A 14,632-nucleotide genomic window follows, 5' to 3' on the forward strand; every position below is an offset into this window, starting at 1 on the left:
CCGAGTCCCTGTGGCAGTTCTGGCGCAGCTGTGGTTTTAGCCTGGTACGGATAGGATCGCAGCGGGAAGCCAGCAGTGGTTGCTATGCCGCGATGGCGATACGCGCTTTGACGCCAGCGGGAGCAGAATTGCAGCATCAGGCTGAACAACGTCTGCTGCGTGACTGGGTATGGCTTCGCGAGATGATTGATCTTCCCCTCACTTTGGGCGGTGGCGATCAACGATTAAGTGACGACGACTGGCCGCTACTGGCGGGGTTTGCCTGGGCACAGCGCCCGTTTGAGGCCTGCTATCCGACGTTGCAGCGTTTAGTGCGTGCTTTGCCGCGACCGCTTCTTCAGGCGATTTTGGCACAAAAACAAGTGCTGACTACCGTGGCGCAGCAGGCGGGATTGAGTGGGCGTAAAGCCTTGGTGCAGCGGCTGCGTCAGGAGTCGGCAGAGGCGCTGATACTGCTGGATGCGCAGCGGGCTGAGCAGTGGCAACAGCGGCTCGCCTCATTGCAATAAATCCATTATCTCGTTCAAAATTTCCCAATATCACTTCAGCAGCAGCGGCGTATAGTGATTTGAGGAGGATCATATGGCACTACGATATGTAATTGTTCAGCAACCCACTCAGGCGGCGCAGCTGTTCCTGCTGTATCACGGCGTGAACGACAATCCTGATTCCATGGCGCAAATCGGTAACTGGTTCGCGCAGGCATTCCCGGAAGCGTTGGTGGTGGCCGTCGGCGCACCTTATCCTGCCAGCGCGCCACAGGGGCGCCAGTGGTATCTGGAGATTCCGGCGCATGACCGTTCTGAACAGCAGGGCGTTGACGCGGTGATGCCTACGTTTATCGAGTCGGTTCGTCACTGGCAGCAGGAAAGTGGCGTTCAGCCAGCAGCGACGGCGCTGGTTGGTTTTTCGCAAGGCGGCACCATGGTGCTGGAAGGCATTAAAGCACAGCCTGACCTGGCGGGCAGAGCCATCGTGTTCAGCGGCCGCTATGCCACGCTGCCGGAACGCGCCAGCTCGCGCAATACCCTGCATCTGATCCACGGTGATTACGATGAGCAAATCCCGTTGGCACATGCCGAAGCGGCAATGCAACGGCTGACGGCACTGGGTGGCGATGTGACGTTGGATGTGGTGGACGATTTACCGCATGCGATTGATGAACGCGGTATGCAATTAGCGTTGAATCATCTGCGTTATACCGTCCCACGTCGTTATTTCGACGAGGCGCTCAGCGGAGCCAAGCCCGGCGATGATGATGTGGTGATGATGCTTTAAATGATGTGTACCAAACGGTAGCGGCGCGATTTATCGCGCCGCTACGTTACCTGAAGCTTGAACCGTCTTTATTTGTTTTTCGGCCAGTCGTCGTCATCGTCCCATTTATCGTTAAAGTCGCGATGTGGTGGCAGATCCGGTTTATTTTCCATGAATTTTTTATGGTCGATACGTTTTAGGTCTTTATAAACGTTCATTAAGATACCGACCATCAGCAGGATCACTAAGATCCACCAGTACTCTTTTAAGAATTCCATCCCTTGCTCCTTTAGCGTGCTTAGGCGATCAGCTGTTCCATGATGCGCTGATACATACGGCTGAGCATCTGCAAATCTGACGCTTTCACGCACTCATTGATCTTATGAATGGTGGCATTCACCGGGCCCAGTTCCACTACTTGTGCACCCATACGCGCGATAAAGCGACCGTCTGAGGTGCCGCCGGTGGTCAGCAACTGTGGCTTGATTTCATTATAGTGTGCGACAGCGTTTACCACGGCATCGACCAGTTTTCCGCGTGAGGTCAGGAACGGCTGACCGGAAACATTCCACTCCAGCGTGTAACGCAGTTGATGGCGATCGAGCAATTCAGCAACGCGATCTTTGATCATCTGATCGGTGAGCTGGGTGCTGAAACGGAAGTTGAACTGCACGAAAAATTCGCCTGGAATGACGTTGTTGCTGCCGGTGCCGGCCTGCACGTTGGCGATCTGCATGCTGGTCGGTGGGAAGAATTCGTTACCCTGATCCCACTCGGTGGCGACCAGTTCATTCAACGCTGGCATGGCACGATGCACTGGGTTATCCGCCAGATGCGGATAAGCCACGTGGCCCTGAACGCCGTGAATCGTCAGGTTAGCGGTCATCGAACCACGACGGCCATTTTTCACCACGTCACCCACAATTTCAGTACTGGAAGGTTCGCCCACCAGGCAGTAATCCATGCGTTCGTTACGTGCCATCAGGCGTTCTACCACCTTCACCGTACCATTGACGGCGCTGGCCTCTTCGTCAGAGGTGATCAGAAACGCCAGGCGTCCTTTATGCTGTGGATTGGCAGCAACAAAACGCTCGGCCGCCACCACCATGGCTGCCAGCGAACCTTTCATATCTGCCGCGCCTCGGCCAAACAGCATGCCGTCACGAATGGACGGTTCGAAAGGCGGGCTCATCCAGCGATTGGCATCACCTGGTGGCACGACATCGGTATGGCCGGCAAACGCCAGCGTTTCACCCTGACCGCGCGTTGCCCAGAAGTTCAGCGTATCGCCGATATGCATCTGTTCGACCGTAAAGCCAATCGCTTCGAGACGTGCAATCAGCAGCGCCTGACAACCGGCATCATCCGGGCTAAGGGATGGACGACGAATCAGCTGCTGAGCCAGCTCTATTACCGGACAGAACATGTTATGACTTCTCCTGGATAAAGGTCTGATAATTCTCTTCATTGAAGCCGAGCAGCATAGAGCCGTCTGGTGCACAGAGCAATGGACGTTTAATGATTGACGGCTGTGCCAGCATCAGCGCGGCGGCACTGGCGGCATTGTTGACCGCTTCACGCTCTGCTTCTGGCAGCTTGCGCCAGGTGGTGCCACGGGTGTTCAGCAAGGCTTCATAGCCCAGTTTATCGATAAATGCCTGCAGTTGACTGGCCTCTAAGCCATCCGCGCGATAGTCATGAAAGCGGAACGCTACGCCCTGTTGCTCCAGAAAGCGTCGGGCTTTTTTAATGGTGTCGCAGTTTTTAATGCCATACATAGTAAACGTCATTTGTCAGTACTCTCCGGTACGTCAGTGATTCTTATATTGCCGCTAGAACTTGGGGGCAAGCCTGAGCAGGATTGTAACAATACCGCGTAGCTCCGAGATAGCAGGAAATCTGCATTTGAGGCCATTTCCCGCGTAGTCTATACGTTTGTCATACTTGCGGTCAGGTCATCAATTTTTTGACTATTTGACCATGAGATCACCACTTTCTGGCGCCAACCTTCGTATGTTTAGCGAAGTCTAAATCCAATATATTGTGCCTTAAGTGCCTAAAACTGACTTAAGCGTTGTTTAAAGGGAGTTACGCCTCAGGCTGAGCGCTATTCGTCAGCTATGGAGGAATTAGCGCACATCTGTACGCCGAAAGCGGTTACAGTTTCCTGGGTGATAATCGAAGCGCGAATCGTAAGCCAGATCAGAATAACCTCAGGTCATGGCAATTCCGTCCAGGCGGGCTTTCTTGTTAAAGATGAGGGGGTTGCTGAAATGTGCGTCAGCCAGCAATTTGTGCAAAATGACGGCAGTTATCGGTGAAATCTACAGCAGCAAAGGGTGTAAACGTATTCACCTGATGCATAAAGCGGCGTAGAATTGCCCTCACAATAAGAGAGGGTAGTATGATTGACACCGAAATGGGGAACTGGAAAGAATTCATCGAAGCGATGTTACGTAACAAGTAATTCGCGAAGAGAAAAGCAGGGCACTCCCAACTTGCTGTAATTCTGGCCAAACTAAACGGGGCAGCGATGATTCGCTGCCCCGTTTTCATTTATGCCTTAATCGTGCGGCTTCTCTTTCAGCGGGAAGCGACGTCGCACCAGTACAAAGAACAGTGGCACAAAGAAGATTGCCAGCACCGTGGCGGAGATCATCCCGCCCATCACGCCGGTACCGACCGCGTGCTGGCTGCCGGAGCCTGCGCCACTGCTGATGGCCATCGGCAGTACGCCGAAGATAAACGCCAGGGACGTCATCAAAATCGGGCGCAGACGCTGGCGAGAAGCTTCTAACGTCGATTCAAGCAGCTCACGCCCTTTGCTGTTAATTTCATTGGCAAACTCCACAATCAAAATGGCGTTTTTTGCCGACAAGCCAATCACCGTTAACAAGCCGACCTGGAAGTAAACATCATTTTCCAGCCCGCGCATCCAGGTGGCAACCAACGCACCGACCACACCCAGTGGCACCACCAGCATCACCGAGAACGGAATAGACCAGCTCTCATACAGTGCGGCCAGACACAGGAACACCACCAGCAGCGAAATCGCATACAGCGCCGGGGCCTGAGAACCAGAGAGACGTTCCTGATAAGAGGCACCGGTCCATTGGAAGCCCACGCCAAGCGGCAATTGACCCACCAACTTCTCCATCACATCCATCGCCGTTCCGCTACTCACACCGTTCGCCGCTTCACCGACGATTTCCAGTGAAGAGTAACCATTGTAACGCTCCAGACGCGGTGAACCGGTCTCCCAACGGCTGGTGGCAAAGGCGGAGAAGGGCACCATGGTGCCGCTGCTGTTACGCACATACCATTTATTGACGTCCTCTGGCAGCATGCGGAATTCCGCTGCGGCCTGTACATAGACCTTCTTCACGCGGCCACGATCGAGGAAATCATTGACGTAGGTCGATCCCCAGGCGGTGGTCAGCGTATCGTTAATAGTGTCGAGTGATACGCCAAGCGCCTGTGCTTTACGCTGATCGACATCGATCTGCAACTGCGGGCTGTCATCCAGACCGTTGTGGCGCACGCGTGACAGCGAAGGGTTGCTGTCTGCCAGTTCCAGTAATTTGTCGCGCATCGCCATCAATTGGGTATGACCAATGCCGGCGTGATCCTGCAACTCCATATCGAAACCTGACGAACTGCCCATGCCGGTAATCGCCGGTGGACTGCTGGCGATTACCCGTCCTTCTTTGATCTTGTGGAAGGCTTTGGTGGCGCGATCGATAATCGCAAACGAAGTACGATCGCTGCCTGGGCGCTCTTCCCAATCTTTCAGGCGAACAAAGAGGCGCGCCACGTTCTGACCGTTACCGCCAGGACCGGCACCAATGGTCGAGAACACCGACAGCACGTTATCTTTCTCGGCGGTCATGTAGTAGTTTTCGACTTTCGCCACCACGTTGGAGGTCTGCTGTAAGGTGGCCCCCGCAGGTAACTGCACTTGCGTCAGGAACACACCACGGTCTTCCAGCGGCAGGAACGAGGTCGGCAGGCGAATAAACAGAAATGCCATCACGCCGATGATGCCAAGATAGAGCACCAGCCAGCGTCCCCCCTTCATCAAAATGCGCGCAACACCTCGCTCATAGCGCTCGGCACTGGCGTTGAAGTGACGGTTGAACCAGCCAAAGAAACCGCGGCGACCGTGATGTTCGCCCTGTGGTAGCGGTTTGAGCAGCGTTGAGCAGAGCGCTGGCGTCAGGATCATCGCTACCAACACCGACAGCACCATCGCCGAAACGATGGTGATGGAGAACTGGCGGTAGATCGCGCCCACCGTGCCGCCGAAGAAGGCCATCGGCACAAATACTGCCGACAGCACCAGCGCAATCCCCACCAGCGCGCCCTGGATTTGCCCCATCGATTTCCGCGTCGCGGCGCGCGGGGATAGGCCTTCCTCGCTCATGATGCGCTCGACGTTCTCCACCACCACGATGGCGTCATCCACCAATAGCCCGATGGCGAGCACCATCGCGAACATGGTGAGGGTGTTAATACTGAAACCGCAGGCGTAGAGCACGGCAAAGGTGCCGAGCAGCACCACCGGCACAGCAATGGTGGGGATCAGCGTGGCGCGGAAGTTTTGCAGGAACAGATACATCACGAGGAACACCAGCAGAATCGCTTCCAGCAGGGTCTTCACCACGTCTTTGATCGAGGCTTTAACAAACGGCGTGGTTTCGAACGCCACTTTCGCTTCCAGCCCATGCGGGAAGTAGTGCGACAGCTCTTCCACACGCGCACGCACCAGCTTATCGGTGTTCATCTCGTTGGCACCAGACGCCAGCTTGATGCCCAGACCGGATGCCGGTTGACCATTGTAGCGACTGAGGAAGTCGTATTTTTCGGCACCCATGGCGATATCCGCCACATCGCCGAGCGTCACCACCGACCCGTCCGGGTTGGTTTTCAGCGTGATGGCGCGGAACTGCTCAGGTGTCTGCAACATCGACTGCGCATTTACCGTGGCGTTCAGTGCCTGCTTATCCACTGACGGTAAACCACCGACCTGGCCAACGGCCACTTGGGTGTTTTGTGACTCAATAGCAGTGACCACATCATCGGTGGTGAGTGCATAGGCAATCAGTTTGTTGGGATCGAGCCAGATACGCATCGCATATTGCGAACCGTAGGCGTCAACCTGGCCGACACCATCAATGCGGCTGAGCGGATCCTGAATGTTACTGGCGACATAATCTGCAATATCCTGTTTGTCCATACTTCCGTCGGTAGAGACAAACGCAATCATCAGAATATTGCTGTCACCGGTTTTATTCACCGTGACACCTTGCGATTGTACGGCGGCAGGCAGTTTACGCAGGGCGGTCTGTAATTGGTTCTGAACTTGCTGACGGGCTTCATCCGGATTGGTGCCAGCGGTAAAGGTGAGAGTGATTTGCGCCTGACCGGTATTACTGCTGTTTGAGGACATATACATCATGTTATCGATGCCGGTCATGTTCTGCTCGATAACCTGGGTGACGGTGTTCTCCAGCGTTTCTGCTGACGCACCGGGGTAGTTCGCCGTGATACGCACGTTAGGAGGGGCAAGGTCGGGATACTGCTCAATGGGCAGTGATATGATCGCTAATGTGCCGCACAGGCATAACAAAATAGCCAGAACCCAGGCAAAAATGGGGCGGTCGATAAAAAAATTCGACATGGAACCGACACTCCTCAGCTGCGTATTTTACTTTTATTATGTAAAGCGTGAAGCTCGAATGGCTTCACGCCGGCGGAGTGCAAGGTGCTATCCCCAAAAACTCCTGCTGCTGCTTACTGTACGCGGCGCAAATTAGAGAATCGTGGATAAATTATGGAGAAAGTGTAAATGTCGTGCTGGATTTCTGTGCGCTGCTACACATTGCGACGCTCCAGCCACAGCACGGTGGCAGCCACGCGCGATCGCACATCCAGTTTGCGCAGCAGATTGCGGATGTGCACTTTTACTGTTTCTTCCGAAATATGCAAGGTGGCGGCAATCTCCTTATTGGATAAGCCGCGTGCCACTTCTTGCAGCACATCCATTTCTCGTTCGGTGAGCTGTTTAAACGGATCGGCACTGTGCTGACGTGTGGCCAGATATTCTGCCACTACGTCACTAAACACATTCTCACCCTGGGCGCCACGCATGATTTGCGCCAGCAGCAGTTCCGGTTCGCTGTCCTTGAGCAAATAGCCGTCTGCCCCGGCATCGACCATGGCATAAATATCATTCCGTGCATCAGAGACGGTCAGCACCAAAATACGCGCCGCAATCCCCTCATGGCGCAGCGCTTTGAGTGTATCCAGGCCAGACATGCCTTTCATATTCAGATCGAGCAGAATGACATCCGGTGACTGGCGGCGCGCTTCAGCCAGCGCTTCGGTGCCATTATTCGCTTCGGCCACCACTTCCAGGCGCGGTTCCAGTGCCAGTAGCTGGCGAATGCCGCGACGCATCAGCGGATGATCGTCCACGATCATGATTGTCAGGGAAGGGGGTGCCATAAGTTCTCCAGTCAAAGTCCGTATTGTATTCAAAGTATCGCGCTAAGCCAGCCGATGGGTGGGATGCGGCGGAAAACGCAGGGTGACGCGCGTGCCTTGCGCTTGCGGCGTAATCCTCAGCGTGCCGGAAAGTCGTGCTGCGCGCTCGGTCATAATCGTCAGACCATAGTGGCCTGGGGGTTCTTCCAGGCTGCGAATTCCGCAGCCATCATCATCGATGGTCAGTAGATGATCGGCTGCTGCATCACGCTGATAGTGAATCTGGATATGCTGCGCCTGTGCATGGCGAATGGCATTCAGCAGCGCCTCGCGCGCAATCTGCAACACGTGCACTTGCTGCTGGGCATCCAGGGTTTGCAGGCCCGGTTGATAATCAAATTCGATAACAGCGGAGGACTGTTCCTGAAGCGGGGCGATCATCGCTTGCATGGCCTGCACCAGGTCCGCCTGCTCAATGGTCAGTCGGAAGGTGGTCAGTAGCTCGCGCAGTTGCTGATAGGCTTCGGACAGCGCACTGTCAAAGTCAGCAATGATCGACTGGGCTTGCGGCTGTGTATCATCCACATGGCGGCGCAAGAGTGTCAGTTGGATGCGCAGGAACGAGAGCGACTGCGCCAGAGAATCATGCAGTTCGCGCGCGATGGTCGATCGCTCTTCTATTAATAGCATCTGCTGGACCTGTTTTTGCGTTTGCCAGATCCATAAAGAGCGCGCCAGCATGTTTGCCAGACTCTGCATTAATTCATCCACAGGAGGCGCGCGGCGCGTTTGCCAGCTTAGCTCGCCGATCAACTGGTCTTCCTGCTGCAACGGCAGGCGCTGCCATTCCAGATCGTCTTCCGCCACGCCCGCCTGAAAATCTATCCCATCGTGGTGGATTTTCAATACGGTGAGGGCTTCCCGCCGCTGCACCAGACGCAGCAAGCCCTGGAACAATTCGGGGTTGAGCGGGCTGCTGGTGAGCACCTGTGAACTCTCATACAGCAGCCGCAACGTTCGGTTGGCTTGGGTCAGATCTTCCGTTTTATTCCTTACCGCCAGTTCCAGCAGGCGATAGTGAGAATGCAGCCGTTCAGCCATGGTAGTAAATGCCTGGGCCAGCACACCGAGTTCGCTGGGTTGGGAAATCGGTAGCGGGGGAAAGCTGAAATTGGCCTGTTCAACATACTGGCTGGCGGTGACCAGAGAATCGAGCGGGCGCACCACGTTGCGGCGAATAAAGCGGATGGTCCAGAGCGCCAGCGCCACAATGGCAAGAAAACCAAACAGACTGCAGCCCGCCACCAGATGCATTTTCAGCTCAGCATAATGTTGCACGGCCAACACAAAACGGTCTATCTCACTCACGTAGCTGGCGACCTGCTGCTGATAAACCTGAGCACGCTCGGGGCGCAGCGTCTGTTGCAACATCGGCCAACTGTCACGCAGGTAGCGATAGCGATTCTTCACCTCCACAGGCACCCACGATCGTTCCAGATGCTGCAAGGCAGGGGAATGCAGGCTCTGCTGATAGATCATCATATGCTGGGCTAACTGCTGCGGATCACGTGAGCTATCCCATGCGAGGCGATAAATTTGCATGCGCAATGAACCGGCGACATTCACCGCTTCGGCATCACGCAGGCTGCTGGAGAGTGTGACCAGCGCCAGCCCGGTGGTCAGGAATGACAGCAGCACAATAGCGCTGAGTGCCCGCGCCATGGTGCGGGTAACAGGACGTTTTACAATCACGACAATAACCCTTTTAAGAGAGTGGGATTATAAGGCAGCCGTTGCCCTGCTGCGAGTCTGATATCGTCACATCAGGTTACTTTTAACAGAGAAATCCACTTCTCTTTACCTTTCCCTGGATTGTAAGCACTTAACTGGCGAATTATTGAACGCCTTTACGACCCGCTAATCCTGATTTTCATTTCATCGCTGATAATTTGCTGCGTAATCACTTTTATTAACGGACGACAACAGGAGCAAATCATGAAGACACCCCTTGCCATTCTGACTGCTGCACTGCTTGCCACCGCAAGTTTTACCGCGTTTGCTGCGCAACCTCTCAGTGCTGAACAGGCGCAAAACCTGCAAAGCGCGGGCACCGTTTCGATTAGCGGCGTCAAAGGTTCGTTCGATGATGCAACGCGCCAGCTATCGCAAAAAGCCGAAGAGTCGGGTGCCAGCCATTACCGCGTGATTGGCGTACAAACACCGGGCGATTCCAGCCTGTGGAGCGGCACCGCAGAGATTTACCGTTAGTCCCCCTCGCAATACCTCCCTGTAGCCACCCCTTTACCGGCCATCCCCCTGGCCGGTTTTTTTGTGCACCACGACCAATTCTTACAAATCAACTCGTGCAGGCAAACGGTATTTTTTGCTTCGTTCATGCAGAACGGGTAGGATTCATCGCCGTAATTTCCCGCCTTGCCGCGCGACACCGTTCCGCCGCACCGGTAGGGGGTTTTACCCCATTTCGCACCGCCATACGCAAACGTTTGGTTGCGCGGTGATTGATGGTCAGGACAAACAGGAAAGCTATGAAATCAACTAAAAAAACCGCAGCCGAACAACGCGCTGCGAAAAGACGCTGGCTCAATTCCCACGACACCGGTTACCACAAAGCAATGGGTAACCGTCAGGTACAAATGATCGCCATCGGCGGTGCTATCGGTACCGGCTTGTTCCTTGGTGCAGGCGCTCGCTTGCAGATGGCCGGTCCTGCTTTGGCACTGGTTTATCTGGTGTGCGGTATCTTCTCCTTCTTCATTCTGCGTGCGTTGGGCGAACTGGTATTACACCGTCCTTCAAGTGGCAGCTTTGTCTCATATGCACGTGAATTCCTTGGGGAAAAAGCGTCATACGTGGCGGGCTGGATGTACTTCGTTAACTGGGCGATGACCGGTATCGTGGATATCACGGCCGTCGCGCTCTATATGCATTATTGGGGCGCGTTTGGTGATGTACCGCAATGGGTGTTTGCCCTCGGTGCGTTAGCGATTGTCGGTACCATGAACATGATCGGCGTGAAGTGGTTCGCCGAAATGGAGTTCTGGTTTGCCCTGGTGAAAGTGTTGGCGATCGTGGTGTTCCTGATCGTCGGTGTGGTGTTCCTTGGCAGCGGTAAACCGCTGGATGGCAACACCACCGGCTTCCACCTGATAACCGATAACGGCGGCTTCTTCCCACACGGCTTGCTGCCAGCGCTGGTCTTGGTGCAAGGGGTGGTGTTTGCCTTCGCGTCTATCGAGTTAGTCGGTACAGCGGCGGGAGAGTGTAAAGACCCGAAAACCATGCTGCCAAAAGCCATCAACAGCGTGATCTGGCGTATCGGCCTGTTCTACGTGGGTTCAGTGGTGCTGCTGGTGCTGTTGCTACCGTGGAATGCTTATCAGGCGGGCCAGAGTCCGTTTGTCACCTTCTTCTCGAAGCTGGGCGTGCCTTACATCGGTAGCGTGATGAATATCGTGGTGCTGAGTGCTGCACTGTCGAGCCTCAACTCGGGCCTCTACTCCACCGGCCGTATTCTGCGTTCTATGTCGATGGGCGGTTCTGCACCGCAATTCATGTCGAAGATGAGCAAACAGCAGGTGCCGTTTGCCGGCATTCTGGTCACTATCGCGGTCTATGTGATCGGTGTGGTGCTCAACTACTATGTGCCTTCGCAGGTGTTTGAAATCGTACTGAACGTGGCATCGCTGGGTATCATCTCCTCTTGGGGCTTCATCGTGGTGTGCCAGATGCGTCTGCGCAAAGCGATTAAAGAGGGCAAAGCGGAAGATGTCAGCTTTAAGCTGCCGTGGGCACCGGTGACCTCATGGTTAACGCTGTTGTTCCTGGTGAGCGTGCTGGTGTTAATGGCGTTTGACTACCCGAACGGTACTTACACCATCGCTTCAATCCCATTGATTGCGGTGATTCTGGTGCTGGGTTGGTTTGGCGTACGCAAACGCGTGCATGCTGAAGCCATGAAAGAGCATGACCATCACCATGACGATCAGGATGATGCGGCACCGACGTTGGCGGAAGACCGCTCGCGTTAATCGCAGTCATTCTCATCTCCGGGGGCCATTTGGCCCCCGTTTTTATTCCATCACGCCTTCCCTTGATCCCACTCCGGTATTTACACCTTTCGGGTGATATAGCCCTAACATGCGTCAGGTTATTTTACGCGCCATCTCTCATGGACTCATTGAGGTGAGCGCATGGCGCTATCGTCCCCTGAGCACGCTATTTCTCATGAAAACAGCTGGCATGTCTGTGGTTTGGTCATCCAGGCGCAACCCCACGCTATTGCAGCCGTCAAACAGGCTTTGCTGGCTCTCCCGGACAGCGAAATTGCTGCCGAAGACAACGCCCGTGGCACCTTAGCGGTCACGCTGGGTGCCGCCGATAGCCGCACCTTGCTTAGCCATATTGAATCCACCCGAAATATTCCCCAGGTACTGGCCGTGTCACTGGTTTATCACCAGCAGGACGAAGCGGAACATCGTCACAAGGAAGAAGCATGAAACTCAGTCGTCGTGAATTTATGAAAGCTAATGCCGCCGCCGCAGCGGCCATGGCGGCCGGGCTCACTATTCCCAGCGTGACGAAAGCCGTTACCGCCTTAGCCGCGCCGATTCGTTGGGAAAAAGCCCCTTGCCGTTTCTGCGGCACCGGTTGTGGTGTGCTGGTGGGGACGCAGGATGGCCGTGTCGTTGCCTCGCAGGGTGATCCCCAGGCAGAAGTGAACCGAGGTTTGAACTGCATCAAAGGCTACTTCCTGCCGAAGATCATGTACGGAAAAGATCGTCTGACACAGCCGCTGCTGCGTATGACCGACGGTAAATATGACAAGGAAGGCGAGTTCACGCCGGTAAGCTGGGACCAGGCGTTCGACGTGATGGAGCAGAAGTTTAAAGCCGCGCTGAAAGCCAATGGACCGGAGTCGATCGGTATGTTCGGTTCCGGCCAGTGGACGGTGTGGGAAGGCTATGCGGCGTCAAAGCTGATGAAAGCCGGGTTTCGCACCAACAACCTCGATCCTAATGCGCGTCACTGCATGGCTTCGGCGGTGGTGGGCTTTATGCGCACCTTCGGCATGGATGAACCCATGGGCTGCTACGATGATATCGAAGTGGCGGATGCGTTTGTGCTCTGGGGCTCTAACATGGCCGAGATGCACCCGATTCTTTGGTCACGCCTGACCGCCCGCCGTCTCAGCAACGATAACGTTAAAGTGGCGGTGCTCTCGACTTATCGTCATCGCAGCTTTGAGCTGGCGGATAACGGCATGGTGTTCACGCCACAAAGCGACCTGGCAATCCTCAACTTCATCGCCAACTACATCATTCAGAACAACAAGGTCGATAAAACCTTCCTGCAAAACCACGTGACACTGCGCAAGGGCGTGACGGATATCGGCTATGGTCTGCGTCCCAGCGATCCGCGTCAGGCAGTGGCAAAAAATCCCGACAGTGGTGAGTCGACGCCGATTAGCTTTGATGAGTACGCGAAGTTCGTTTCCGAGTACACAGTAGAAAAAGCCAGCGAAATGAGCGGCGTGGAACACGATCAGCTGATTGCGCTGGCTGAGCTCTATGCCGATCCCAATATCAACGTGGTCTCTTACTGGACCATGGGCTTCAACCAGCACACCCGCGGTGTGTGGGCAAACAACCTCTGCTACAACATCCACCTGCTGACCGGCAAAATTTCGCGCCCCGGCACCGGACCATTTTCGCTTACCGGGCAACCCTCTGCCTGCGGCACGGCGCGCGAAGTTGGTACGTTCTCGCACCGCCTGCCAGCCGATATGGTGGTGAATAATGATAAACATCGAGCAACGGCTGAAAAACTGTGGAAGCTGCCGCAAGGCACGATTCCCGCCAAAATTGGTTTGCACGCTGTGGCGCAAGATCGAGCCCTCAAGGATGGCAAGCTGAATGCATACTGGGTGATGTGTAACAACAACATGCAGGCCGGTCCCAACCTGACCCAGGAGCGTATGCCGGGCTGGCGTGATGCGCGCAATTTTGTCGTGGTCTCCGATCCTTATCCCACCGTGAGTGCGTTATGCGCAGACTTGATTCTGCCAACGGCGATGTGGGTGGAAAAAGAGGGGGCTTACGGCAATGCCGAGCGCCGTACTCAGTTCTGGCATCAGCAGGTGAAAGCGCCGGGTGAGGCGAAATCAGACCTGTGGCAGATGGTGAACTTTGCTAAGCGCTTCCGCGTCACTGAGGTGTGGCCCGAAGCGCTGATCGCCCAGAACCCTGAACTACGCGACAAAACGCTGTTCGATGTGCTCTATGCCAACGGTCAGGTGAACCAGTTCCCGCTCAGTGAAGTGGCTGACGACCAACTGAACGATGAAGCGCGCGAATTTGGCTTTTACATCCAGAAAGGGCTGTTTGAAGAGTACGCCAGCTTTGGACGTGGTCACGGTCACGATCTGGCGCCGTTCGATATGTACCACGAGGCGCGCGGATTGCGTTGGCCGGTGGTCGACGGAAAAGAGACGCGCTGGCGCTACCGCGAAGGTTTCGACAGCTACGTCAAAGCCGGTGAAGGGGTGCGTTTCTACGGCAAGCCCGATGGCAAAGCCACGATCTTCGCACTGCCTTATGAACCACCTGCCGAAGCGCCGGATGCGGAGTACGACATGTGGTTCTGCACTGGTCGTGTGCTGGAACACTGGCACACCGGCACCATGACGCGCCGCGTCCCCGAGTTGCATCGTGCCGTGCCGCAGGCGCTGCTCTATATCCATCCTCTTGATGCCAAAGGACGTGGTTTCCGCCGCGGTGAAAAGGTGCGCGTGGTGTCACGACGAGGCGAAACCGTGGCCACTGTTGAAACGCGCGGACGCAATCAGCCGCCACAAGGGCTGGTATTTATG

Annotated in this window: 13 protein-coding genes; 7 read left to right on the forward strand and 6 right to left on the reverse strand. The window is 55.2% G+C overall.

All coding sequences use genetic code 11. The features are described 5' to 3' along the window. On the forward strand, positions 1 to 509 hold a 509-nt coding region (locus tag PSSD_RS22875; protein ID WP_304949871.1), incomplete at its 5' end, for a tRNA-binding protein. Positions 510 to 582: 73 nt separating this feature from the next. Further along, positions 583 to 1,278: an esterase gene (gene ypfH / locus PSSD_RS22880; protein WP_039329758.1), complete on the forward strand. Its 696-nt coding sequence runs from the start codon at positions 583 to 585 to the stop codon at positions 1,276 to 1,278. 68 nt (positions 1,279 to 1,346) lie between these two features. Here ypfH and PSSD_RS22885 read toward each other — a convergent pair whose 3' ends face one another. From PSSD_RS22885 to PSSD_RS22895, 3 genes are read right to left on the reverse strand one after another with little or no spacing between them, the layout of a single operon-like run. Further along, a complete protein-coding gene (locus PSSD_RS22885; RefSeq protein ID WP_058973810.1) occupies positions 1,347 to 1,535 on the reverse strand; it encodes a YpfN family protein in 189 nt (62 codons plus the stop codon). Between the two features lie 20 nt (positions 1,536 to 1,555). Continuing rightward, positions 1,556 to 2,683 (reverse strand): succinyl-diaminopimelate desuccinylase, encoded by a 1,128-nt coding sequence (gene dapE / locus PSSD_RS22890; protein ID WP_039329754.1) that lies wholly within the window; start codon positions 2,681 to 2,683, stop codon positions 1,556 to 1,558. A 1-nt stretch (position 2,684) separates the two neighbouring features. Continuing rightward, complete coding sequence (locus tag PSSD_RS22895; protein WP_039329752.1) at positions 2,685 to 3,047, reverse strand: ArsC family reductase; 363 nt, start codon at positions 3,045 to 3,047, stop codon at positions 2,685 to 2,687. A 614-nt stretch (positions 3,048 to 3,661) separates the two neighbouring features. Here PSSD_RS22895 and ypfM point away from each other — a divergent pair. Beyond that, the gene (ypfM, locus tag PSSD_RS28485; protein WP_139015967.1) at positions 3,662 to 3,724 is read left to right on the forward strand and encodes a protein YpfM; all 63 of its coding nucleotides are present in this window, start codon (positions 3,662 to 3,664) and stop codon (positions 3,722 to 3,724) included. A gap of 96 nt (positions 3,725 to 3,820) precedes the next feature. Here the strand turns inward: ypfM and acrD are convergent, their stop codons facing one another. From acrD to narQ, 3 genes are all read right to left on the reverse strand, one after another. After that, positions 3,821 to 6,937 (reverse strand): multidrug efflux RND transporter permease AcrD, encoded by a 3,117-nt coding sequence (acrD, locus tag PSSD_RS22905; protein WP_058973811.1) that lies wholly within the window; start codon positions 6,935 to 6,937, stop codon positions 3,821 to 3,823. Positions 6,938 to 7,131: 194 nt separating this feature from the next. Further along, positions 7,132 to 7,764 (reverse strand): response regulator, encoded by a 633-nt coding sequence (locus tag PSSD_RS22910; protein WP_058973812.1) that lies wholly within the window; start codon positions 7,762 to 7,764, stop codon positions 7,132 to 7,134. Positions 7,765 to 7,806: 42 nt separating this feature from the next. Continuing rightward, complete coding sequence (gene narQ / locus PSSD_RS22915) at positions 7,807 to 9,495, reverse strand: nitrate/nitrite two-component system sensor histidine kinase NarQ (RefSeq protein WP_058973813.1); 1,689 nt, start codon at positions 9,493 to 9,495, stop codon at positions 7,807 to 7,809. Between the two features lie 243 nt (positions 9,496 to 9,738). Here narQ and PSSD_RS22920 point away from each other — a divergent pair, with 243 nt between their 5' ends. From PSSD_RS22920 to napA, 4 genes are all read left to right on the forward strand, one after another. Further along, positions 9,739 to 10,011 (forward strand): YdgH/BhsA/McbA-like domain containing protein, encoded by a 273-nt coding sequence (locus tag PSSD_RS22920; protein WP_039329741.1) that lies wholly within the window; start codon positions 9,739 to 9,741, stop codon positions 10,009 to 10,011. A gap of 278 nt (positions 10,012 to 10,289) precedes the next feature. Then, a complete protein-coding gene (gene ansP / locus PSSD_RS22925; RefSeq protein WP_039329739.1) occupies positions 10,290 to 11,792 on the forward strand; it encodes an L-asparagine permease in 1,503 nt (500 codons plus the stop codon). Positions 11,793 to 11,954: 162 nt separating this feature from the next. Further along, the gene (locus PSSD_RS22930) at positions 11,955 to 12,260 is read left to right on the forward strand and encodes a chaperone NapD (RefSeq protein WP_197063312.1); all 306 of its coding nucleotides are present in this window, start codon (positions 11,955 to 11,957) and stop codon (positions 12,258 to 12,260) included. Then, on the forward strand, positions 12,257 to 14,632 hold a 2,376-nt coding region (gene napA, locus PSSD_RS22935; protein WP_058973814.1), incomplete at its 3' end, for a nitrate reductase catalytic subunit NapA. The genes PSSD_RS22930 and napA, both read left to right, overlap by 4 nt.

Origin of the sequence: Type-D symbiont of Plautia stali (assembly GCF_001485335.1) — a bacterium.
GTDB classification, from domain to species: Bacteria; Pseudomonadota; Gammaproteobacteria; order Enterobacterales; family Enterobacteriaceae; genus Pantoea; species Pantoea vagans_C.